Source organism: Solitalea longa (assembly GCF_002920915.1).
GTDB classification, from domain to species: domain Bacteria; phylum Bacteroidota; class Bacteroidia; order Sphingobacteriales; family Sphingobacteriaceae; genus Solitalea; species Solitalea longa.
Genome location: NZ_PQVF01000002.1, coordinates 170,063 through 191,342, shown reverse-complemented (window position 1 = coordinate 191,342; position 21,280 = coordinate 170,063). Strand labels below are relative to the sequence as shown.

At 37.3% G+C, this 21,280-nt stretch carries 19 protein-coding genes and 5 tRNA genes; 23 read left to right on the top strand and 1 reads right to left on the bottom strand.

What is annotated here, in order from left to right; translation table 11 throughout:
* Positions 1 to 208: 208 nt before the first annotated feature.
* The 7 genes from pheT to C3K47_RS03370 all read left to right on the top strand — a co-directional run bounded on the left by pheT (position 209) and on the right by C3K47_RS03370 (position 10,382).
* Positions 209 to 2,620 carry a phenylalanine--tRNA ligase subunit beta gene (gene pheT / locus C3K47_RS03400; RefSeq protein ID WP_103787710.1) on the top strand — a complete coding sequence of 804 codons (2,412 nt, stop codon included), beginning with the start codon at positions 209 to 211 and terminating at the stop codon, positions 2,618 to 2,620.
* A 99-nt stretch (positions 2,621 to 2,719) separates the two neighbouring features.
* Positions 2,720 to 3,010: a hypothetical protein gene (locus C3K47_RS03395; protein WP_103787709.1), complete on the top strand. Its 291-nt coding sequence runs from the start codon at positions 2,720 to 2,722 to the stop codon at positions 3,008 to 3,010.
* A gap of 20 nt (positions 3,011 to 3,030) precedes the next feature.
* The gene (locus C3K47_RS03390) at positions 3,031 to 3,324 is read left to right on the top strand and encodes a cell division protein ZapA (protein ID WP_103787708.1); all 294 of its coding nucleotides are present in this window, start codon (positions 3,031 to 3,033) and stop codon (positions 3,322 to 3,324) included.
* A gap of 129 nt (positions 3,325 to 3,453) precedes the next feature.
* Complete coding sequence (gene rny, locus C3K47_RS03385) at positions 3,454 to 5,013, top strand: ribonuclease Y (RefSeq protein WP_103787707.1); 1,560 nt, start codon at positions 3,454 to 3,456, stop codon at positions 5,011 to 5,013.
* Between the two features lie 136 nt (positions 5,014 to 5,149).
* A complete protein-coding gene (locus C3K47_RS03380; protein WP_103787706.1) occupies positions 5,150 to 5,644 on the top strand; it encodes an Mpo1 family 2-hydroxy fatty acid dioxygenase in 495 nt (164 codons plus the stop codon).
* Positions 5,645 to 6,011: 367 nt separating this feature from the next.
* Positions 6,012 to 8,825 (top strand): TonB-dependent receptor, encoded by a 2,814-nt coding sequence (locus tag C3K47_RS03375; protein ID WP_133159322.1) that lies wholly within the window; start codon positions 6,012 to 6,014, stop codon positions 8,823 to 8,825.
* Positions 8,826 to 9,017: 192 nt separating this feature from the next.
* Positions 9,018 to 10,382, top strand: coding sequence for a hypothetical protein (locus tag C3K47_RS03370; protein WP_103787704.1), 1,365 nt, complete (start codon positions 9,018 to 9,020; stop codon positions 10,380 to 10,382).
* 164 nt (positions 10,383 to 10,546) lie between these two features.
* Here C3K47_RS03370 and C3K47_RS03365 read toward each other — a convergent pair whose 3' ends face one another.
* Positions 10,547 to 12,301 carry a lysophospholipid acyltransferase family protein gene (locus C3K47_RS03365; protein ID WP_103787892.1) on the bottom strand — a complete coding sequence of 585 codons (1,755 nt, stop codon included), beginning with the start codon at positions 12,299 to 12,301 and terminating at the stop codon, positions 10,547 to 10,549.
* 128 nt (positions 12,302 to 12,429) lie between these two features.
* On the opposite strand from C3K47_RS03365, the gene C3K47_RS03360 reads away from it, so the two are divergent.
* The 16 genes from C3K47_RS03360 (at position 12,430) to rplK (ending at position 21,250) form a co-directional block, all read left to right on the top strand.
* Positions 12,430 to 13,344 (top strand): ComEA family DNA-binding protein, encoded by a 915-nt coding sequence (locus C3K47_RS03360; protein ID WP_103787703.1) that lies wholly within the window; start codon positions 12,430 to 12,432, stop codon positions 13,342 to 13,344.
* A gap of 113 nt (positions 13,345 to 13,457) precedes the next feature.
* Entirely contained in the window at positions 13,458 to 13,991 is a 534-nt protein-coding gene (locus tag C3K47_RS03355; RefSeq protein ID WP_103787702.1) for an adenine phosphoribosyltransferase, read from the top strand.
* Between the two features lie 21 nt (positions 13,992 to 14,012).
* Positions 14,013 to 15,179 carry an acyl-CoA dehydrogenase family protein gene (locus C3K47_RS03350; RefSeq protein ID WP_394341677.1) on the top strand — a complete coding sequence of 389 codons (1,167 nt, stop codon included), beginning with the start codon at positions 14,013 to 14,015 and terminating at the stop codon, positions 15,177 to 15,179.
* Positions 15,180 to 15,263: 84 nt separating this feature from the next.
* Positions 15,264 to 15,986, top strand: a complete 723-nt coding sequence (locus tag C3K47_RS03345; RefSeq protein WP_103787700.1) for a lysoplasmalogenase — start codon at positions 15,264 to 15,266, stop codon at positions 15,984 to 15,986.
* A gap of 62 nt (positions 15,987 to 16,048) precedes the next feature.
* Positions 16,049 to 16,240 carry a 30S ribosomal protein S21 gene (rpsU, locus tag C3K47_RS03340; protein ID WP_103787699.1) on the top strand — a complete coding sequence of 64 codons (192 nt, stop codon included), beginning with the start codon at positions 16,049 to 16,051 and terminating at the stop codon, positions 16,238 to 16,240.
* Between the two features lie 22 nt (positions 16,241 to 16,262).
* Positions 16,263 to 17,186: a site-specific tyrosine recombinase/integron integrase gene (gene xerA, locus C3K47_RS03335; protein ID WP_317043007.1), complete on the top strand. Its 924-nt coding sequence runs from the start codon at positions 16,263 to 16,265 to the stop codon at positions 17,184 to 17,186.
* Positions 17,187 to 17,204: 18 nt separating this feature from the next.
* Positions 17,205 to 17,546: a ribosome hibernation-promoting factor, HPF/YfiA family gene (gene hpf, locus C3K47_RS03330; protein WP_103787697.1), complete on the top strand. Its 342-nt coding sequence runs from the start codon at positions 17,205 to 17,207 to the stop codon at positions 17,544 to 17,546.
* Between the two features lie 424 nt (positions 17,547 to 17,970).
* Positions 17,971 to 18,043, top strand: a tRNA-Thr gene (locus tag C3K47_RS03325).
* Between the two features lie 27 nt (positions 18,044 to 18,070).
* Positions 18,071 to 18,151, top strand: a tRNA-Tyr gene (locus C3K47_RS03320).
* A 73-nt stretch (positions 18,152 to 18,224) separates the two neighbouring features.
* Positions 18,225 to 18,297 (top strand) — tRNA-Gly (locus C3K47_RS03315).
* An 85-nt stretch (positions 18,298 to 18,382) separates the two neighbouring features.
* A tRNA-Thr gene (locus C3K47_RS03310) sits at positions 18,383 to 18,454 on the top strand.
* A gap of 60 nt (positions 18,455 to 18,514) precedes the next feature.
* Positions 18,515 to 19,702 carry an elongation factor Tu gene (tuf, locus tag C3K47_RS03305; protein WP_103787696.1) on the top strand — a complete coding sequence of 396 codons (1,188 nt, stop codon included), beginning with the start codon at positions 18,515 to 18,517 and terminating at the stop codon, positions 19,700 to 19,702.
* 55 nt (positions 19,703 to 19,757) lie between these two features.
* Positions 19,758 to 19,828: transfer RNA gene (locus C3K47_RS03300), tRNA-Trp, on the top strand.
* A gap of 101 nt (positions 19,829 to 19,929) precedes the next feature.
* Complete coding sequence (gene secE, locus C3K47_RS03295) at positions 19,930 to 20,127, top strand: preprotein translocase subunit SecE (protein ID WP_103787695.1); 198 nt, start codon at positions 19,930 to 19,932, stop codon at positions 20,125 to 20,127.
* Between the two features lie 15 nt (positions 20,128 to 20,142).
* The gene (gene nusG, locus C3K47_RS03290) at positions 20,143 to 20,685 is read left to right on the top strand and encodes a transcription termination/antitermination protein NusG (RefSeq protein ID WP_103787693.1); all 543 of its coding nucleotides are present in this window, start codon (positions 20,143 to 20,145) and stop codon (positions 20,683 to 20,685) included.
* Positions 20,686 to 20,812: 127 nt separating this feature from the next.
* Positions 20,813 to 21,250, top strand: coding sequence for a 50S ribosomal protein L11 (rplK, locus tag C3K47_RS03285; RefSeq protein ID WP_103787691.1), 438 nt, complete (start codon positions 20,813 to 20,815; stop codon positions 21,248 to 21,250).
* Positions 21,251 to 21,280: the final 30 nt, after the last annotated feature.

Genomic DNA, 21,280 nt, shown 5'->3' with positions numbered 1-21,280 from the left:
TTAAGCGCAAATGTATAAATCAGAATTAATCAAGCAAAATTATTTGTAATTAATCTAAATAGTTTTTAGGCGGAGCTATTTATTCAGAAATTATGCTTAGGATGAATATTCGGCTTCTTCAATGATTTTTTGGCCTTAGTTGGGGCGGCAAAGCTGTAGCATCAAATTTTTTCCTACTTTTGCGCTTCGCCTAAAAGCGTTAAAACAAATGAAGATTTCTTATAGCTGGTTAAAACAATATATCAATACCGAATTAAGCCCTGAGGAGATTTCAAAGGTCCTTACCAATACAGGCTTAGAAGTAGAAAGCCTTGAAAAGATCCAAACAATTCCAGGCGGATTGGAAGGACTGGTAATTGGGCATGTGACCTTTCGTGATAAACATCCCAATGCTGATAAATTAAGTGTAACCAAAGTAAATGTTGGTGGCGAACGCGAACTGGATATCGTTTGTGGTGCCCCAAATGTTGCTGCCGGGCAAAAAGTGGTGGTAGCTACAGTTGGCTGTACTGTTCATCCTTCATCAGGAGAGCCATTTGAAATTAAAAAAGCTAAGATAAGGGGAGAAGTATCTGAAGGTATGATTTGTGCCGAAGACGAAATTGGCTTGGGCGAATCACATGCCGGCATTATGGTACTTCCTGAAGATGCTCCTGTTGGAATGCCTGCCAAAGAGTATTTCAAAATAGAAGATGATTATTGCTTTGAAATTGGCTTAACTCCAAACAGGGTTGACGCAGCCTCTCACATTGGTGTTGCCCGTGATATTGCTGCGGTATTAAAAAATACGGTAGAACTGCCTTCGGTAGATAATTTTGCCGTTGATAGTCAGGATCTAAGCATTTCGGTAGAGGTTATTGATCACGAGGCTTGTCCACGATATTCAGGAGTTACTATTTCAGGGATTACTGTTAAAGATTCTCCTGATTGGTTGCAAAATAAATTGAGGGTAATTGGCCTTCGACCGATAAATAATGTGGTGGATGTAACCAATTACGTGTTACATGAAACCGGACAGCCTTTACATGCTTTTGATGCTGCTGAAATAAAAGGCAACAAAGTGATCGTTCGGGATGCTGTTGAAGGGGAGAAGTTCATCACACTTGATGGTGTTGAACGCACCTTGTCTTCAAAAGATCTAATGATCTGTAATGCTGAAGAAGAAATGTGCATTGCCGGTGTTTTCGGTGGTTTACATTCGGGTGTAAGCGAAACTACTACTTCAATTTTCCTTGAATCAGCCTATTTTAACTCGGTATCGGTACGTAAAACCGGTAAACGCCATGGTTTAAAAACCGATTCTTCTTTCCGTTTCGAGCGTGGTACAGATCCAGAGGCTACTGTTTATGCACTTAAACGTGCTGCTTTATTGATCAAGGAGGTTGCCGGTGGTTTAATTTCTTCGGAAGTAGTTGATATTTATCCAACTAAAATTGAGAAAGCCAAAATTGAGGTTTCTTATAAAAACGTTCATCGTCTTATCGGAAAGCAAATTCCTGTAGAGGAAATCAATGCTATTTTGTTGGCATTAGGGATCGAGATTCTTTCGAAAAATAACGAAGGATTAACAGTGAGTGTGCCTACTAATAAGGTGGATGTAACCCGTGAAGTGGATGTTATTGAAGAGATCCTTCGCATTTACGGTTATAATAATATTGAAATTCCAACGATTTTAAATTCTTCATTGTCGTTTGCGGTAAAACCTGATCGTGAAAAATTGCAAAATGCAGTTGCTGATTTCTTTACTTCAAATGGGTTTAATGAGATCATGTCCAACTCATTAACCAAATCGTTGTACAGTCAGTCAACAGCGACGATTAACCCTGATGAAAATGTAGTGATCTTAAATCCGTTGAGTAATGATTTGGATGTTATGCGCCAAACATTGTTGTTTTCGGGCTTAGAAGCCATTGCGTATAATCAGAATCGCAAAAATGCTGATTTAAAGCTGTATGAATTTGGTAAAGTCTATAAAGAAGTTGATTGTAATTTCACGGAAGAATCCAAGCTGGCTTTATTTGTAACAGGAAGAAAAGAAATTGAGCAATGGAATGCTTCAAAAGAAACAGCTGATTACTATCAATTAAAAGGGTTTGTTGACGCGATTTTAACTAAGTTAAAAGTTTCAATAGCTTCATCTGAAACACTGAAAAATGATGTTTTTGCTGAAGCATTGGTTTATAAAAAAGGCAAAAATGTGATCGTTCAGTTTGGTCAGGTGAACAAAGCCATTTTAAAGAAAATGGATATTGATAAACCTGTTTACTTTGCTGATTTTAACTGGGAATATATTCTTAAAGTTCAGTTGAATAACAAGGCTGAATATAAAGAAGTCGCCAAGTTCCCTGCTGTTCGCCGTGATTTGTCGATGTTGATTGACAGTTCCTTGAACTTTGCGCAATTAAAAGAATTGGCGTTCCAAACAGAGAAAAACCTGTTGAAGGAAGTGAACATATTCGATAAATACGAAGGCGACAAATTACCAAATGGCAAAAAATCTTACGCATTAAGTTTTGTGATTCAGGATGAGGAGAAAACCCTTACCGATAAACAAATTGATGGCGTAATGCAAAAATTGGTAATCGGTTTTGAAAAATTGGGTGCTGAAATAAGGAAATAAGAGCTAGGAGAGAAGGAAAAGAATAATTTATTAGTTGATTTTTTTTGAATTCTAAAAGAAATCTTTATTCTTGAGACTTTCTTCTTTTATCTGAGAAAAATGGCTGATCTGGTAAAAACACTTGAACAACTCCAGCAAAAGATGCAGAAACTTATGGTTATGCATTCAAAGCTTCAGCAGCAGCATGCTGTGCTAATTGAAGAGCTGGAAAGGGTAAAGGTTGAATCAGAAAGCCGAAATGTTAAAATTTTGGAGTTGGAAGACCGGATTAAAGTGGCCCGATTAGCGGCTTCAATATCAGGGGGTAGCGAAAAGGCTCTTGACATCCAACAAAAAATTAACGAATTTGCGAAAGAAATAGACAGGTGCATTGCACTTTTAGCTAAGTAAACGCGTGATTTAATGCTCAAATGGGAGAAATTTCCATTAAAATAAATATTGCCGATAGGGTGTATCCGTTGCGAATTAACGCTTCGGAAGAGGAAACTGTAAGGAAAGCCGCTAAAGAGATCAATGACCGAATAAAGATGCTGATGCAAAATTATGAGGTTAAAGACAAACAGGATTTACTTTCAATGTGCGTGTTGCATTATGCGACTGCTGCACTGAAATTTGATGGAAAAAGCTTGATTGAAGATAATGGCATTTCTGAAAAAATCGCTGAACTCGACCATCAGCTTTCTCAGTTTTTATCAAATCAGTAATTTTTAGAGTTAACTAAATAAGTTTAACCGCAGTTAAATTTATATAATCACTTTTTTGTTTAGTTATGGTGTAAAGCCTGTTAAGTGTTTATATAAGTTATAGTTGCGGTTTTTTATTTATAATGTAGAATGAGTATAGATATTATTTTATATGCAGTGTTGGCGCTGGTAGCAGGTATCGGAATAGACCGGTTTTTGTTACGTCGACTGTTCAAAAGCCAGGAAGTGATGGCCAAAAATAAGGCTAAGCAGTTTCTGAAAGATGCAGAAGCGCAGGCTGAAATCCTTAAAAAGGATAGGTTACTGGAGGCAAAAGAGAAGTTTCTTCAGCTAAAGGCCGAGCATGAAAAAGAGATTAGTCAAAAGAATCAGGTTGCCGCTCAAAGAGATAACTCCTTGAAACAAAAAGAGCAATCGCTGAATCAGAAAATTGAGAATGTTAACCGTAAAGACCAGGAGTTAGAAGCGGTAAAGCAAAATCTGAATAAGCAACTTGATATCGTTGAAACGAAGAAAAAAGAGGTTGAGGAGCTTAAAAATGAGCACGTTACCCAGTTGGAAAAGGTAGCAGGATTAACTGCTGCTGAAGCCAAGGATCAATTGGTAGAACAGCTTAAAGAAGAAGCAAAGTCACAGGCAATGGCATCAATTAAAGATGTTATTGAAGATGCCAAGCTTACCGCTACCAAAGAGGCTAAAAAGATCGTTGTTCAAACAATTCAGCGTACAGCTACCGAGGCGGCAATTGAAAATACCGTTTCGATCTTTAACATTGAAAGCGATGAAATTAAAGGACGGATCATTGGTCGCGAAGGCCGTAATATCCGTGCTTTAGAAGCGGCTACAGGTGTTGAGATCATTGTTGATGATACTCCGGAGGCGATTATTTTATCATGTTTTGATCCTGTTCGCCGCGAAATTGCCCGTCTTTCTTTACACCGCTTGGTTACCGACGGTCGTATTCACCCGGCTCGTATTGAGGAGGTGGTTTCCAAAACCAAAAAACAGCTTGAAGATGAAATCGTGGAAATTGGTGAGCGTACTGTTATTGATTTAGGTATCCATGGCCTTCATCCGGAATTGATCCGTATGGTTGGTCGTATGCGTTACCGCTCTTCTTATGGTCAAAACTTATTACAGCACTCACGTGAGGTGGCTAACCTTTGTGCTACTATGGCTGCTGAGTTAGGTTTGAATGTTAAGTTGGCTAAACGTGCCGGACTTTTACACGATATAGGTAAAGTGCCTGAAGATAATCCGGAGATTCCTCACGCCTTGTTAGGTATGCAGTTGGCAGAGAAATTTAAAGAACATCCCGATGTTTGTAATGCGATTGGTGCTCACCACGATGAGGTGGAGATGACCAGCATTATTTCACCAATTATTCAGGTTTGTGATGCTATTTCAGGAGCTCGTCCTGGTGCTCGTCGTGAAGTGGTTGAAAGTTATATTAAGCGTCTTCACGATCTGGAAAATCTTGCATTATCATATCCTGGTGTTGAAAAAACATTCGCTATTCAGGCTGGACGTGAATTACGTGTAGTAGTTGATTGCGATAAGATCTCTGATCAGCAGGCAGAAACACTGGCATTTGATTTGTCAACTCGTATTCAAACAGAGATGACTTATCCTGGACAGATCAAAGTGACTGTTATCCGCGAAAGCCGTTCAGTGGCATACGCAAAATAGAATCACGACTTAGTTTAATCAATTATAATAATAAGGCCCGGCAATTAGTCGGGCCTTATTGTTATTTACAGAATTATACTAAATTAGGATGCATTAAATGTTTAACCAATCATTAATAAAACAACCAATTTAAAAGATGGCCGCAACCTCAAAATCAACTGCAAACGCTCCAAAGTTAGTCGATCAGTATTTCGATAAGTATGCTGAAAGTCATCAGAATAAAACCAACAAACTCATACACTGGATCTGTGTTCCGGCAATTATGTTTAGCTTGATTGGTTTATTATGGAGTATTCCTGTTCCATGGGACTATAAGTTTTTAAACTGGGCGAGCTTTTTGATAGCGTTCTCATTGTATTATTATTGGCGCTTGTCGCAGCCACTTGCCTTGGTAATGGTGGTGATCATTGGTGCTTATTCAGCGTTGTATGTTCTAATTGAGCAAAACATTGGTCTGTCTGGTTTGGCCATTTTGTGTGCAATAATTTTTGTTGTTGCATGGATCTTTCAATTTATCGGGCATAATATTGAAGGCAAAAAACCGTCGTTTTTAGATGATGTTAAATTTTTATTGATTGGCCCTATTTGGTTACTCCATTTCATCTTTAAAAAACTGGGTATAGCTTACTAGTTATACGTTTCGTAAAGCAGAAAAAGCACAAGAAATACAGAAGGATAATCAGGTTTAATAAATTATTAAAGCCTGATTATCCTTTTTGTTTAATAAGTTCCTGATCCTTTGCGGCTTTGTTCATCACTGAACGATATTTATTAGAACGTTAACTTAAAATGTACTGTTAAATACAATAAATAAAACTTGATTTAATAATTATCTAATTTTTCAATGTTAGTTAAAATGCTGAAAATCAATAATTTGATTCGGTTTTAAATTTCTGCTTAACACAGATGTAACCAATAAGTAAAACAAGGTTAATTGATAGTTAACATCAGCTTAATGTTCCCCACATACTTTTGCCTCAAACAAAAATTAGGTAAAAGTGAAAAAATTCTCCATTTCAACGATTTTTCTTTCAATGACTTTAGTGTTGCTCACTGCGGTTACGGCATGGGCGCAAAACGGTAAAATTATTGGTAAGGTCTCAGATAAAACATTTAACGAACCTATTGCCGGATTACCGGTAATAATTAAAGGTTCACAAAAAGTAGCACCCACTTCGGTTGATGGCCGTTATGAGTTTAATTTGGCTCCGGGTACCTACACCCTCGAATTCAAATACATCAGTTATAAAACAAAAACCATTTCAGAGGTTGAAGTAAAGGCCGATAAAGTTACAGAGTTGAATGTGGTGTTGGATGATGCTGCCACAGAGTTAGGCGAAGTGGTTGTTTCTTCTACATATAAAAAAGAAACAGTTAATGCCCTTTATTCGTTGCAAAAAAACAACATCAGTATTTCAGATGGTATTTCTGCAGAGATCATTAAGAAAACTCCTGATAAAACCACCAGCGATGTTTTAAAAAGGGTGAGTGGAACCAGCGTTCAGGATAATAAGTTCGTTATTGTACGTGGATTAAATGATCGTTACAATGTAACTACCCTTAATAATTCACTAATGTTAAGTACCGAACCTGATCGCAAAGCGTTTTCATTCGATGCTATTCCATCAAACCTTGTTGAAAGCGTTATGATCAATAAAACGGCTTCTCCGGATATGCCGGGGGATTTTGCAGGAGGTATTGTTCAAATTACAACCAAAGACATTCCTGACGAAAACTTTATTACGCTTAATATCGGCACAGGCTTTAATTCGCAATCAACGTTCAAGCCTTTTAAAGGCTCACAAAAAGGAAAGTTAGATTGGTTAACTATTGAAGATGGTACACGAAGTTTGCCTTCAAGTATTCCGTCAAAAATTACTTATGCCGATTACACCAATGAACAGCGTTACCAATTTGGTCGCGACTTGCAAAATGACTGGGCTGTTTTGGATCAAGGAAAAGGAATGCCAACTTCGGCGCTTCAATTTACCTTGGGTAACAATAAAAAGTTTAAAAACAATACCATTTTAGGTTCTATCTTTTCATTATCGTACCGTTACCAGGAAAATATCACTGAAACACACAGGGATGACTATGATAACACGGGGCAGGTATTTTCTTATGACGACCAGCAGTTTAAGTATTCATCGGCTTTAGGTGGTATTTTAAATTTTGCATACAACTACAAAGGCAATAAAATCTCATTCAAAAACTTTTATAACAGAACGTTAGATAATTCACATACGGATCGTTCTGGATGGAACAAGGATGGTAAGGATAATGCAGTGCTTGCTAATTCGGATTATACCACGCCGAAGACCTTCCTTTCCTCACAAATTGAAGGAGAGCATTTGGTTGGTGAAAAACGTATAAAATTAGATTGGAACCTAAACTACACGAATGCTAATCGTAGTGAGCCGGATCTTCGTCGAATACTTTACTCCAAAGATCTGGAGAAAGTGGATGACCCTTCTGTTCCTTATACCGCTGGTATTGGTGGTTCTCCTTCTCCAAATTATGGTGGTAAGTTTTATTCAGACCTAAAAGATAATGTTTATGGTGGCAATGGCTTCATTTCTGTACCATTTACATTTTTAAAAGAGAAAAGCTTATTGAAGTTTGGCTATATGGGCTATTATAAGCAACGGGATTTTTCTTCTCGCGTATTGGCTTATTATACCAGTCTTCAATTTGAGAATGATCTGTTAGCGCTTCCTCAAGACCAGATTTTTAATGATGAGAATATTCGTCCGGGGGGGTTTCAGTTGGGTGAGCTGAACAACGGAACGTATAAGTATAATGCCGTCGCTTACTTAAATGCGGCTTATTTTATGTTCGATAATAATCTTTCAAAAAAAATACGCCTGGTTTGGGGATTAAGAACGGAAGCTTACTCACAAAATTTAAAAACCCGTACGCCTGATAATTTAAGGGAAGAGGATTTCGACTTCTCTAAATTCGATCTGTTGCCATCGGCTAATTTAACCTTTAAGGTAAATGATAAATCGAATGCTCGCGTGGCTTATTCGAGAACCGTTTCTCGTCCCGAGTTTAGAGAAACTTCTCCGTTCTCATTCTATGACTTTTCAATTGCCACCACTGTTTACGGAAATCCAAATCTTATTTCAACCAATATTAATAACGTTGATTTGAAATACGAATGGTACCCATCGGCTGGACAGGTATTATCAATTTCAGGTTTTTATAAAGGCTTTAACAATCCGGTTGAGCAAATTGTGGTGCCCGGTTTAAGTGGTGTAAATCGTACCCGTAGTTACGAAAATGTTGACAAGGCGGTTAACTATGGTATTGAAGCAGAGGTTCGAAAAGATTTAACGTTCATATCAAAAGCTGACTGGGCGCGTAACCTTATTGTTTTCGCCAATGCGGCTCTTATTAATTCGAAAGTGGATGTACTTGATGCTACAGGAAAAGCTATTGGAGATAGGCCGTTGCAAGGACAATCACCTTATTTGGTTAATGCAGGTTTGCAGTTTAGTGCTTTAGAAAGCTCTTTAAATATGAGTTTGATGTACAATAGAATTGGCAGACGTATAAATGAAGTGGGTGTTCCGGGTGAGTATGAAGATGTATATGAAAATTCTCGTGATGTAATCGATTTTCAGGTTAGTAAGAAACTGTTTAAGAATAATGCTGAATTAAAACTTACCGCATCAGACTTACTGAACCAAAAAACTACATTGTATCAGGATATAAATAAGAATAAATCTTTTGATAATTCAGATAATGTAATCGGTTCGTCGGTTTTTGGCAGAAGTTTTTCGCTGGCCTTTGCCTATACATTTAAATAGCAATCACTTTTACCCACTATTTTTGATTGAATTGGGGGCTGATTTATTTCAGCTCCCTTTTTTATTAATTGGAATTGAGCTTAGAATTATCACTTAACAAAATGGTAACAGAATGATGCTTCACATATAATCAATGCTTAACATTCAGGTAACGATGCGACGATATGTTTGTATCAAATTCAAAGAAGCAAAATGAAAAAGAAACATTTATTAGCCATTTTAACTTTAGGTTTTGGAGCATTAGCATTTGCTTCATGTAGCAGTAGCAATGACGATCCTACTCCTGATCCTCCTATTGTTAACAAAGAAATAACCGGAGAAATTACTCAGAGCGTAACTTATAAACGTGGTTCTTACGTTTTAAAAGGTTTTGTATATATTAAAAATGGTGCAACGGTAACTTTTGAAGCTGGTTCAGTTATTAAAGGTGATAAAGATTCTAAAGCGACCATTATTGTAACCCGCGGTGGTAAATTAGTGGCAAATGGAACTGAAGCAGATCCAGTTGTATTTACTTCAGGTCAACCGGCTGGTCAACGTGCTCCTGGTGATTGGGGTGGTATCATTTTGTTAGGTAAAGCTCCTATCAATGTTACCGGAGGCGAAAGTGTTATTGAAGGTGGTGTTGACAACACTGCAGGTGATGGTAAATACGGAGGTAATGATCCGGCCGATAATTCAGGTTCATTAAAATATGTTCGTATTGAATACCCAGGAATCGCTTTCCAACCAAACAATGAGATCAACGGATTAACTTGTGGTGGTGTTGGATCAGGAACTACGTTAGATCACATTCAGGTTTCATTCTCTGGTGATGATAGTTTCGAGTTCTTCGGCGGGACTGTAAATGCTAAATACTTAGTATCTGTTCACGCTACCGACGATAACTTCGACTTTGATAATGGTTTTAGCGGTAAATTACAGTTTATAATTGCTCAACAAGACCCTGCATTTGCCGACAACGCTGGTACCGGAGCATCAAACGGTATCGAATCGGATAACGATGCAAATGGTACTACTAACACTCCAATCACTCGTCCTGTGATCTCAAATATGACTTTGATTGGCGTTAACTCTACTGCTAACACTCACCATGCAGCTGGTAACCATTGGAGAAGAAGCTCGAAGTTAGTTGTTCGAAACTCAATTATTACCGGTTTTGCAACTGCAGGCGTTTTAATTGAAAGCGATAATACTGCTGCCTCATTAAAAGATGGTTCATCTGAATTTAAAGACAATTTGGTGTACGGTATTGCTAAGCCTTTTGGTGTAAAAGGTACAACTGCTGCTACTTATGTTGATGATGCAGCCTTAAATGCAGCATTCACCCTTTTAGGCAATAGTGCTTTAAATACAGCTGCTGATGCAGGAATTGAAGATGCATTTAATCAAACTGCTCCCAACTTCCTATTGAAATCAGCTTCTGTAGCAAAAACGGGTGCTAGCTTTACAGGATTGGATAGTTACTTTACCCAGGTCACTTATAAAGGTGCTTTTGATACCACCAATTGGACTTCAGGCTGGGGTAACTTTAATCCTCAGGCTACAACTTATTAATAGTTACCTTGAAAAATACGATTAAGGAAAGTGAGGCCCTCGGGCTTCACTTTTTTTATTTTAAAAAATAAAACCGGAGTCTTATTCAGTATGGTAAAAGTAAGAAGGTGCTCGATATTAATATCGAGCACCTTCTTACTTTTTATATTTGAGTTATTTTCTAGTTAGACACCTTGTGAAAGTTTTTCCATTTTATCTTCCGGAATATCCTTCAGATTTAAAACAAGGAAACCATCCAGCGAATTTTCAAACTTCGGATCAATATTGAAGCAGATAATTTTAGCATTCAGTTGAATGTACTGCCTTAAAAGTACTGGGATTTTGCTATTGCTGATTTCAATTTCAGAGATCAATGCATCCAATGATTTTAACGAATTGAATTGCTCAATTAAAACATCCGTGTCAACATTGGTATGTGTTACTTTAAATTTGGTTTTAGGGGTAACATGCTTCGCTAGTTCATGATCATAAAAGTTTTGAGTAATAAAATCAATGATCAATGATTGCGACAGATTAGAAAAACTGTTACTGATACTCACCGGACCAATCAGATACTGGAACTCGGGGTGCTTTAATACATAAGCGCTGATACCTTTCCAAAGTAAGAACAATGGAAGTGGTTTTTGTTGGTATTCTTTAACAATGAACGAACGGCCTAATTCAAGCGAATGTTTAAGCACATTGTTCATCTGGTCTTTAATATTGAACAGGGTATTGATATAAAAGCCTTTTTTACCATAGGCATAAAATATATCATTTCCTCGTCCAATACGGTAAGCGCCAACAATTTTATTGGCATCCTTATCCCAAATAAACAAGTGGCGGTAATATAAATCGAATTCATCCAAATCGATTTTCTTATTGGTACCTTCGCCAACCTGTCGGAAAGTGATTTCACGCAGACGCCCGATCTCTCTGATAATATTTGGAATGCGTTGTGTTTTGGCTATATAAACCTCATAGTTTTTTTCGGTATAAACCAATGCCTCTTCTTTGATTTGAGCAACATCCTGTTCCAACAACTCTTGAGAAGTAGCCTCAACTACGTCCTCAGGCTTTTTTAAAACAGTGAAAATATCTTTTACGAAGAAGCGGTTTACGTCAGCCTCAAAGCTCGAATTTAAAGCGTATGTTCTGGCTCGTAGATAATTTAAGGTTCGTTCGGGGTTAGGAAACTTATTGTATTCAACAGGCATTATCGGTTTGCCGATTCTTAATTTTATCGTGTTTCCTTTTTTATTGAACAGTTCCGATGGAAGTTTTACCGTTCGAAGGGAAGGATGAATTAAGCCAAGCAAATGGAACAAAACACCATTATTTCCGTGAAAATAAATAGGGACAACCGGTAATTGCGCCTTGGTAATTAACTTTCCTACTATAGGTGACCACTTTTTATCAGTGATGGTTTGTGCTTCTGCATCATAGGTTGATACCTCTCCGGCTGGAAAAATACCCACAGGAACATTTTCTTTCAATTGTTCCATGGTTAGTTTCATTCCGGCCATACTCGAAACGCTTTTAACGTTTTCGAAAGGGTTCACGCCAATAAAGTAATCTGAAATATTAGGTATTTTCTTTAATAAGAAATTAGCCATTACTTTAGCCTCTGGGCGAACCATGCAAAGCAGTTTTACCAAAATTAAACCCTCAACACCTCCGTAAGGATGATTCGCCAAAGCGATAAAGCCACCTTCTTTCGGGATGTTTTTTAGGTCATCTTCGTCAAATTCAATAGTAACGCCAATATCTTCAAGCACTCCATCGATAAAATCAAGCCCTTGTTTATCAATATTTTCGGCAAAAACTCTATTTACTTTGTTAATCTTGGTCAATTCCATCACTAGTTCGGCCAGGCCAGGCATTTTCAGCTTATCCAGTTTTGTTGCCTTCGCGAACTCTTTTTTCGTGATTAACTTCATTTTTTCCATTTAAGGTTTAATCCGCAAAAATAAGATTTAGGTTCTTAAATATTGCTATTCGCTAAAGATACTTATTTGTGACTTTCTTCAAAGTTTGAAAATTGTGAATTAAACTTTAATTTTTATGTATGAAAAACATCTACAATCTATGGATTTCCTTTTCTAAAAAGGAGCAAAATGGCTTATTGGTTTTAGCTTCTATTAGCTTGATTGTTATAGGATTAAACTTTTTCAAGGAAATTGTTTTCAGGGAGCCCCCAATTGATTTTAATGAATTTGAATATGAAATTGATCAATTTGAAAGGAGTAAGATGCAGTATGCAGATAAGCAGGCCTTCCAGAAAATTAATTCAAATGAATCAATAAGCCAGGCTAAAGTTGAGCTCAAGCCATTTAATCCAAATACCCTGCAATTAAATGATTGGCTGCAAATGGGCTTAACTGAAAAGCAAGCAAGGGTAATTATTAATTATGTTAGTAAAGGGGGGAAGTTTAAAAAGAGCGAAGATTTAAAAAAGATCTATTCAATAACAGAGAAGGACTATGCAAGATTGGAACCTTTTATTGTAATTGATAAAGATGATCCCATTTCTTCAACTAACTATAAAGTCAATAACATCCCGAAATTTTCGATTCTCAAACCGAAACAAATAGAGCTGAACACCGCAGATTCAGCTGAACTAACCGCACTACGCGGTATTGGACCAGCTTTTGCCATTCGAATTTTAAAATATAGAAACAGGCTTGGTGGTTTCTACTCGAAGGAACAACTTAAAGATGTATATGGGTTAGACTCACTCTTATATATGTCGATACAAGAGAAAATATCGGTTAATTCTTCGCTGATCCAAAAAGTGAATATCAATAGCGCCTCTTTTAATGAACTAAAAAAGTACCCTTATTGGAGTTACAAGCAAATTAATACAGTATTAAACTACAGGAATCAGCATGGCAAGTTTTTAAAAAGTGAAGATCTGCTAAAGACTGAAGTAATTGATGATGCTATATTAACCAAAGTAGCTCCTTATTTGTTGTTTGATTAAAAAGAGTTTATTTAAAACTTGGCTAAACTTATCATAATACATTTATATAATGCCTGTCTAATGACAGGCATTTTTGTAAATTCGATATCTAATCATAATTAATAATCAAAATCATGACAATTGAACAACAAATCAAAGCAGTAATAAGAGATGTTAAAGATTTTCCAAAGCCAGGGATCGTTTTCAAAGACATTACTCCAATATTAAAGCACCCACAGCTGTGCAATGATATTGCTGATGAATATGTGCGACGGTTAGACGGAGTTAAAATTGATGAGGTTGCTGCAATTGAAAGTCGTGGTTTTTTATTTGGCATGATGATAGCACATAAATTACATGTGCCGTTTGTGCCAATCAGAAAGAAAGGGAAACTGCCCTATAAAACGATTGAGCAGTCATATAATCTTGAATATGGCCAGGCCACTCTTGAGGTTCATGCTGATGCAATCGATGAAGGAAAAATTGTGCTGATTCATGATGATTTACTGGCCACTGGCGGAACAATTGATGCAGCTGCGAAACTTATTGAAAAGCTGGGCGCTAAAGTGGGAGCAATCTCTTTCTTGGTAGAACTTGATTTTTTAAAAGGAAGGGAAAAATTGTTGCCGCATTCTAACCAGATAATATCACTCGTCAACTATCAATAACCATTTATATATAACCTTATGATGACCGATTTAACTTTTGATTCAACCACGAACCTATCCTCCGAAAACCTGCGGTTGGTAAGAGAAATGGCCAGAGATTTTGCTGTAAAGAAAATTTTGCCACACGTGATGGATTGGGATGAGAGCCAATATTTTCCGGTAGAACTTTTTAAACAGATGGGAGAGTTAGGGATAATGGGTGTGTTGGTTCCTGAACAATACGGTGGAGCTGGTTTGGGTTATTTTGAATATGTGGCCATTATAGAAGAAATAGCAAAAGTATGTGGTTCGATTGGTTTGTCGGTAGCTGCACATAATTCGCTTTGTACCGGTCACATTCTTCAGTTTGGTAACGAGGAACAAAAACAACGCTGGTTGCCTAAACTTGCTACAGCCGAATGGATTGGCGCATGGGGACTAACTGAAGCCAATACTGGATCAGATGCTCTTCGCATGAATTCTACAGCTGTACGTGATGGAGATTACTATATTATTAATGGCAGCAAAAACTGGATCACTCATGGTAAATCATCTAATGTAGTCGTGGTAATGGCTCGTACAGGTAATTCTGGTGATTCAAATGGAGCATCGGCGTTTGTAATTGAAAAGGGAACTTCTGGCTTTTCTCATGGTAAAAAAGAGAATAAACTGGGAATGCGGGCTTCGGAAACCACAGAGTTGATCTTAGATAATGTTCGTGTTCATAAGGATAATTTACTAGGAAATGAAGGCGATGGGTTTAAACAGGCAATGAAGATCTTAGACGGAGGTCGAATATCAATTGCCGCTTTAGCTTTAGGAATTGCAAAGGGAGCATTTAATGCAGCTAAAAACTATTCGAAACAACGTCAACAGTTTGGTAAACCAATTTGTGAGTTTCAGGCTATCGCATTTAAACTAGCTGATATGGCTACTGAAATTGATGCCGCAGAACTATTGATTCACAGGGCCGCAGACTTAAAGAATAGGGGAGAGAAAGTGACCCGACAATCAGCAATGGCTAAGTATTATGCTTCAGAAGTGGCAGTAAGAACCGCAAATGAAGCAGTTCAAATATTTGGAGGCTACGGCTATACAAAAGATTTTCCGGCTGAAAAATATTATCGCGATGCTAAGCTTTGTACAATAGGAGAGGGAACTTCGGAGATACAAAAGATTGTTATTTCGCGTGAAGTGTTAAACGACTAACTATACTTTAAATTATTCCATTGGTAGCCAGGCTTGATAGTCTGGCTTTTTCATTTATTTTAGATCCATTAAATCAATCAATTTATGAAGAGAGCGTTAACATTTTTATTTTTCTTATCAGTAGTACTTACCATAGTCGCCAATTATTTCCAATTTATTGAGTTAGGATATATTGCCAAACCTTTAATAATGGTTTTTCTGGCTTGGATCTACTCGTTAAATACTAATGAACAAAACCAGCTAATTCGAACAATGACTTATTCGGCCTTTTTGTTTTCTTGGTTAGGTGATATAGCCTTGCTATTTGCCGACGACTCTTCCAAGGCGCCTGGGTTTTATTTCTTCATTGGTGGCTTAATAAGCTTTTTGATTGCTCATGTATGCTATATTCTTGTTTTTAGGAGAATTGCCAATTCTATTTCGCTTTCAGGTGTAAATAAGAATAAATTATTTTTTGGGATTCCAGTATTAGTCGTAGGAGGTATCCTGATCTTTAAAATTATTCCATATTTGGGGCCAATGATGGCACCTGTAGTAATTTATGCGATAGTTATTTCTACAATGGCAATTGCTGCTATAGCCTTACAAGGTGGCCTAGCGCCATCTGTATTCAATTCAATATACACAGGAGCAATACTCTTTTTGATCTCGGATACTACATTGGCAGTGAATCAATTTGTATCTCCCAGTGCAGCTTTGGGTATAATGGTTATGATAACTTACGGCTTGGCGCAGTATTTTATAATGCAAGGTTTATCCGCTCTGCAATTACAACAACAATCGGTTGAAAAAGTAATTTTAAAATAGTTTGATAATCAGCTTATTTGTTTTACCTTTGTCGTCCCACTGAAAGGAGGTATATCAAGGGTATGATTATCATTAACGTAAAAGAAAACGAAGCAATCGATAAGGCGCTTAAGCGTTTTAAGAAGAAATTTGAAAAGACTGGTGTATTACGCGAACTTAGAAGCCGCCAAGCCTTTGAAAAGCATTCTGTAGCACGTCGTAATGTTGTTAAGAAAGCTATTTACAAGCAAACACTTCAGCAAGAGAATCTGTAATTCTTCTTGCAATTACATATCAATGGTCGTATATTCAACTGAAATATACGACCATTTTTTTTTGATGCATTTCGAAAGTTTCTTCCGTTACCTAGAGTTTGAAAAACGTTACTCTTCTCATACAATAATATCTTACCAAAATGATATTCAGCAGTTTTTTGCATTCCTTACCCAATATGAGATCATAGGTCCAACTGAAGTAACGCATCCTATTATTCGTTCCTGGTTAGTGGATTTAATGAACAATAAGCAAAGTGCAGCTACTATTAATCGCAAACTTTCAACACTTCGTACTTATTTCAAATTTCTTTATCGGGAAGGATTTATAGAGTTTAATCCGGTTCTTAAAGCCCAGGCACCAAAAAAGGAAAAACGCTTGCCTGTAGTGGTAGATGAAACTTCCATTGAACACTTGTTAAATAATGTTGATTTTGGAGAAGGGTTTTCAGGTATTCGTGACAAACTCATTGTCGAAATGTTTTATCAAACAGGTATTCGATTAGCAGAATTGATAAGTTTAAAACAAACAGATGTTGATTTTTTTAGTCTCACTATTAAGATATTAGGTAAAAGAAATAAGGAAAGAATTATTCCAATTACTAAATCATTTGGAAGTTTAATTTCAGATTACGTAATTGTTAAAAAATCAGAAGGATTTGATACCAATACCGGATGTTTATTCGTTACCAATAAAGGAAATGAATTATATCCTAAGTATGTTTATAACCTAGTTAATAATTATCTAACACAAGTAGCAACGATAAAAAAGAAAAGCCCTCATGTTTTAAGGCATTCATTTGCCACTCATTTGTTGAATAAAGGGGCTGAATTAAACGCAATAAAAGAACTCTTAGGCCATAGTAGTTTGGCCGCAACTCAGGTGTATACACATAATACCACTGAACGATTAAAATCTATTTATAAACAAGCCCATCCCAGGGCTTAACAAAAAAAAGGAGGATTTATGAAAATTCGCGTGCAATCCATTCGTTTCAATGCAGACATTAAATTAATTGATTTTATCCAACGCAAACTGGATAAGCTGGATTCATTTTTTGATCATGTGATAGACGGAGATGTTTTTTTGAAACTCGACAAGGCCGAAGATGATGCGAACAAGATTGTAGAAATTAAAATTAATATTCCTGGGAAAGATTTATTTGTAAAAGAACAATGCCAAACGTTTGAAGAAGCTACAGATATTGCTGTAGAATCACTCGCCAAACAATTAAAAAAACACAAAGAAAAATTAAAAACTCATTCGGGCAAAGCAGATTCACCTGTTGAATTGGAGCCGGAGTTTTAAAATAAGAAATAAAACAAGCAAATAATAGAGCCGATGATCCTTCATCGGCTTTGTTTTTTGTATCAGTTTTAAGCTTGAAAAAAACCAAGACTGATTCATTTTATCAGAAAGTTTTAAACAGGATTTAAACTTTTCTATCTGACTATCAAATGCAAAGGAGAAACAGGAGAAAAAAAACTAAAAATATTCTTGCTATTTGGGTTAAAGTATTACTTTTGCAGCCGCTTCGGCAATGTTCTTTGAAGGTACAAAAATCAGATTTAAGGGCTATTCAACCCCATTTTTTAATCTGAACCTAGGTCAAGAAAAATTTTAAAATAAATTTTGACAGAGTTTAAAAATTTGTACATTTGCAATCCCTTAACAAAACAGAAATGTTAAGCGGATAAAGAAATAAAAAAGTTCTTTTAAATAGCAAAATTAAGCCTCCTTAGCTCAGCTGGTAGAGCAACTGACTTGTAATCAGTAGGTCATTGGTTCGATTCCGATAGGAGGCTCAAAAGAAGCAAAGTTTTGTTTCTGATGGGGAGGTTCCAGAGCGGTCAAATGGGACGGACTGTAAATCCGTTACTTCGGTTTCGAAGGTTCGAATCCTTCTCTCCCCACGCTAACAATTAGGTAAATGGTTGATTTTGCAAGTCAGGATCAACCATTTAGCTTCTAAAAACAAAATTACAAGCGGGAGTAGCTCAGTTGGTAGAGCGACAGCCTTCCAAGCTGTAGGTCGCGGGTTCGAGCCTCGTCTCCCGCTCTCTTGTAATCAAGATCGTTAACAGTTAGAGTTTCTTTTTTAATGAAAGATACCACTAGCGGTTAACCTTTGATTGTTAGGCGAGGCCTTTGTAGCTCAGGGGTAGAGTGCATCCTTGGTAAGGATGAGGTCGGGGGTTCAATTCCCCCCAAAGGCTCTGAATTAGTTTAGTCTAATTTTTAATCAATTTATAAAACTACATTAAGTATAAAATAAAATGGCAAAAGAAAAATTTGACCGTTCCAAAGAACACTTGAACATTGGAACAATCGGTCACGTTGACCACGGTAAAACTACCTTGACTGCCGCTATCACTAAAGTATTAGCAGATGCAGGTTTGTCAGAAGCTCGTTCATTCGATTCTATCGACTCTGCTCCTGAAGAAAAAGAGCGTGGTATTACTATTAACACCGCACACGTTGAGTACTCTACTGCTACTCGTCACTATGCGCACGTTGACTGTCCAGGTCACGCTGACTATGTAAAAAACATGGTTACTGGTGCTGCTCAGATGGACGGTGCTATCTTGGTAGTAGCTGCTACTGATGGTCCTATGCCACAAACTCGTGAGCACATCCTTCTTGCTCGTCAGGTAGGAGTTCCTAAAATTGTTGTGTTCATGAACAAAGTAGACATGGTTGACGATCCAGAATTGTTAGACCTAGTTGAAATGGAAATTCGTGAGTTATTATCATTCTACGAATTTGATGGTGACAATACTCCAGTTATTCGCGGTTCTGCTCTTGGTGGTTTGAACGGTGATGCTAAATGGGTAGCTACCATCATGGAATTAATGAATGCTGTAGATACATTCATTCCAGTTCCACCACGTCTGAAAGATCTTCCTTTCTTGATGCCTGTTGAAGACGTATTCTCGATCACTGGTCGTGGTACTGTAGCAACTGGTCGTATCGAGCGTGGTGTGATCAACTCAGGTGACCCAGTACAAATCATTGGTATGGGTGCAGAAGATTTGAAATCAACTGTAACAGGTGTTGAGATGTTCCGTAAAATCTTAGATTACGGTGAGGCTGGTGATAACGTAGGTTTATTGTTACGTGGTATTGAGAAAACTGATATCCGTCGTGGTATGGTTATCGTGAAACCAAATTCAGTAACTCCTCACGCTGATTTCAAAGCTGAGATCTATGTATTGAGCAAAGCTGAAGGTGGCCGTCACACTCCATTCTTCAACAAATACCGTCCTCAATTCTATTTCCGTACAACTGACGTAACAGGTGAAATTACACTTGAGCCAGGAGTAGAAATGGTAATGCCAGGTGATAACGTTACAATCAACGTTAAATTAATCAGCGCAATCGCTATGGAAAAAGGTCTTCGTTTCGCTATCCGCGAAGGTGGTCGTACTGTAGGTGCTGGTCAGGTAACTGAAATTGTTAAGTAATTAACATACAATATAAAACAACAGCGTTAGTTCGCTAATCGCTGTTGTTTTTTAAACGGGTGTAGTTCAAGGGTAGAATAGCGGTCTCCAAAACCGTTGATGGGAGTTCGAATCTCTCCACCCGTGCAAGATAATAGGTTAATAGTTTTCTATTGGTTTCTCGAAAATTCTGAAGGAAACCGGTAAAAATTCTATTAACCATTTATTGTATCTAATAACGTAGTTAAATGAGCAAGGTAGTAGAATACATCAAAGAATCTAAAAACGAGTTGGTGAATAACGTAACATGGCCAACAGCTTCTGAATTGTTCAACAGTGCAATGGTAGTTCTTGTAGCATCAGGAATTTTAGCACTTGTGGTGTTTGCAATGGACGAAGCTTTCGGACAGGGCATACTCGGATCTTTTTATAATTTGTTCGCATAATTTAGGAGGATAGGGATGAGTGATCAATTAAAATGGTACGTAGTAAGAGCCGTTAGTGGAAAAGAGAAAAAGGTAAAGCAATATCTTGAGGCCGAAATTAATCGTTTAGGCATCAATCATCTTGTTCCACAGGTGCTTATTCCTATGGAAAAGGTTTACCAAATGCGTAATGGTAAGAAAATAGCCAAAGAACGCAACTTTTTCCCAGGTTATGTACTTATTGAGGCTCAACTCGATGGCGAGCTCGAACACGTTATTAAAAATATTAATAGTGTTATTGGCTTCTTAGGTGATAAAGACGGAACTGCGATTCCTCTTCGCCAATCAGAAGTGAATCGTATTTTAGGTACGGTTGACGAAATTACCGCTCAAGGTGAAACCACAGGCGTTCCATATTATGTGGGCGAAAATGTGAAAGTGATGGATGGGCCATTCAATGGCTTTACCGGTGTAATAGAAGAGGTGAACGAAGAGAAGAAAAAACTTAAAGTGATGGTTAAGATTTTCGGTAGAAGAACCCCACTTGAGTTGAACTACATGCAGGTAGAAAAAGAATAATCATAAATATTTGATAATATGGCGCAAAAGGTTTACTTTTGCGCCTCATTAATTTTATATTAGTGAATTTTAAATGTTACTTATTGCTTCCACAATTGTTTAACATTTCTTAATTAACAAACGAGACATGGCAAAAGTAGTTAGTGCGCTTGTTAAATTACAAATCAAAGGCGGTGCTGCCAATCCTTCTCCTCCAGTAGGACCTGCATTAGGTGCAAAAGGGGTGAATATCATGGAGTTCTGTAAGCAGTTTAATGCTAGAACCCAGGATAAACCAGGTAAAGTACTTCCTGTTGTAATTACAGTTTACGCCGACAAGTCGTTTGATTTTATCATCAAAACTCCTCCAGTAGCAATTCAGTTATTGGAAGTTACAAAACTTAAAAGCGGTTCGGCTGAGTCTAACCGTAAAAAAGTTGCATCGGTATCTTGGGATCAAGTACGTACCATTGCAGAGGATAAAATGCCTGACTTAAACGCGTTTACAATTGAATCAGCAATGTCAATGGTTGCTGGTACTGCACGCAGCATGGGTATCACCGTTTCTGGTGAGCGTCCATATTAATTAATTAATTAAATTATTAAGGGTAAAACA

Coding starts and splice junctions, on each gene's coding strand:
- rplK (WP_103787691.1), top strand. CDS start 20,813: ATGGCAAAAGTAGTTAGTGCGCTTGTTAAATTACAAATCAAAGGCGGT.
- C3K47_RS03355 (WP_103787702.1), top strand. CDS start 13,458: ATGACAATTGAACAACAAATCAAAGCAGTAATAAGAGATGTTAAAGAT.
- secE (WP_103787695.1), top strand. CDS start 19,930: ATGAGCAAGGTAGTAGAATACATCAAAGAATCTAAAAACGAGTTGGTG.
- rny (WP_103787707.1), top strand. CDS start 3,454: ATGAGTATAGATATTATTTTATATGCAGTGTTGGCGCTGGTAGCAGGT.
- hpf (WP_103787697.1), top strand. CDS start 17,205: ATGAAAATTCGCGTGCAATCCATTCGTTTCAATGCAGACATTAAATTA.
- tuf (WP_103787696.1), top strand. CDS start 18,515: ATGGCAAAAGAAAAATTTGACCGTTCCAAAGAACACTTGAACATTGGA.
- C3K47_RS03345 (WP_103787700.1), top strand. CDS start 15,264: ATGAAGAGAGCGTTAACATTTTTATTTTTCTTATCAGTAGTACTTACC.
- C3K47_RS03365 (WP_103787892.1), bottom strand. CDS start 12,301: ATGAAGTTAATCACGAAAAAAGAGTTCGCGAAGGCAACAAAACTGGAT.
- C3K47_RS03395 (WP_103787709.1), top strand. CDS start 2,720: ATGGCTGATCTGGTAAAAACACTTGAACAACTCCAGCAAAAGATGCAG.
- nusG (WP_103787693.1), top strand. CDS start 20,143: ATGAGTGATCAATTAAAATGGTACGTAGTAAGAGCCGTTAGTGGAAAA.
- xerA (WP_317043007.1), top strand. CDS start 16,263: ATGGTCGTATATTCAACTGAAATATACGACCATTTTTTTTTGATGCAT.
- rpsU (WP_103787699.1), top strand. CDS start 16,049: ATGATTATCATTAACGTAAAAGAAAACGAAGCAATCGATAAGGCGCTT.
- C3K47_RS03370 (WP_103787704.1), top strand. CDS start 9,018: ATGAAAAAGAAACATTTATTAGCCATTTTAACTTTAGGTTTTGGAGCA.
- C3K47_RS03390 (WP_103787708.1), top strand. CDS start 3,031: ATGGGAGAAATTTCCATTAAAATAAATATTGCCGATAGGGTGTATCCG.
- C3K47_RS03360 (WP_103787703.1), top strand. CDS start 12,430: ATGAAAAACATCTACAATCTATGGATTTCCTTTTCTAAAAAGGAGCAA.
- C3K47_RS03350 (WP_394341677.1), top strand. CDS start 14,013: ATGACCGATTTAACTTTTGATTCAACCACGAACCTATCCTCCGAAAAC.
- pheT (WP_103787710.1), top strand. CDS start 209: ATGAAGATTTCTTATAGCTGGTTAAAACAATATATCAATACCGAATTA.
- C3K47_RS03380 (WP_103787706.1), top strand. CDS start 5,150: ATGGCCGCAACCTCAAAATCAACTGCAAACGCTCCAAAGTTAGTCGAT.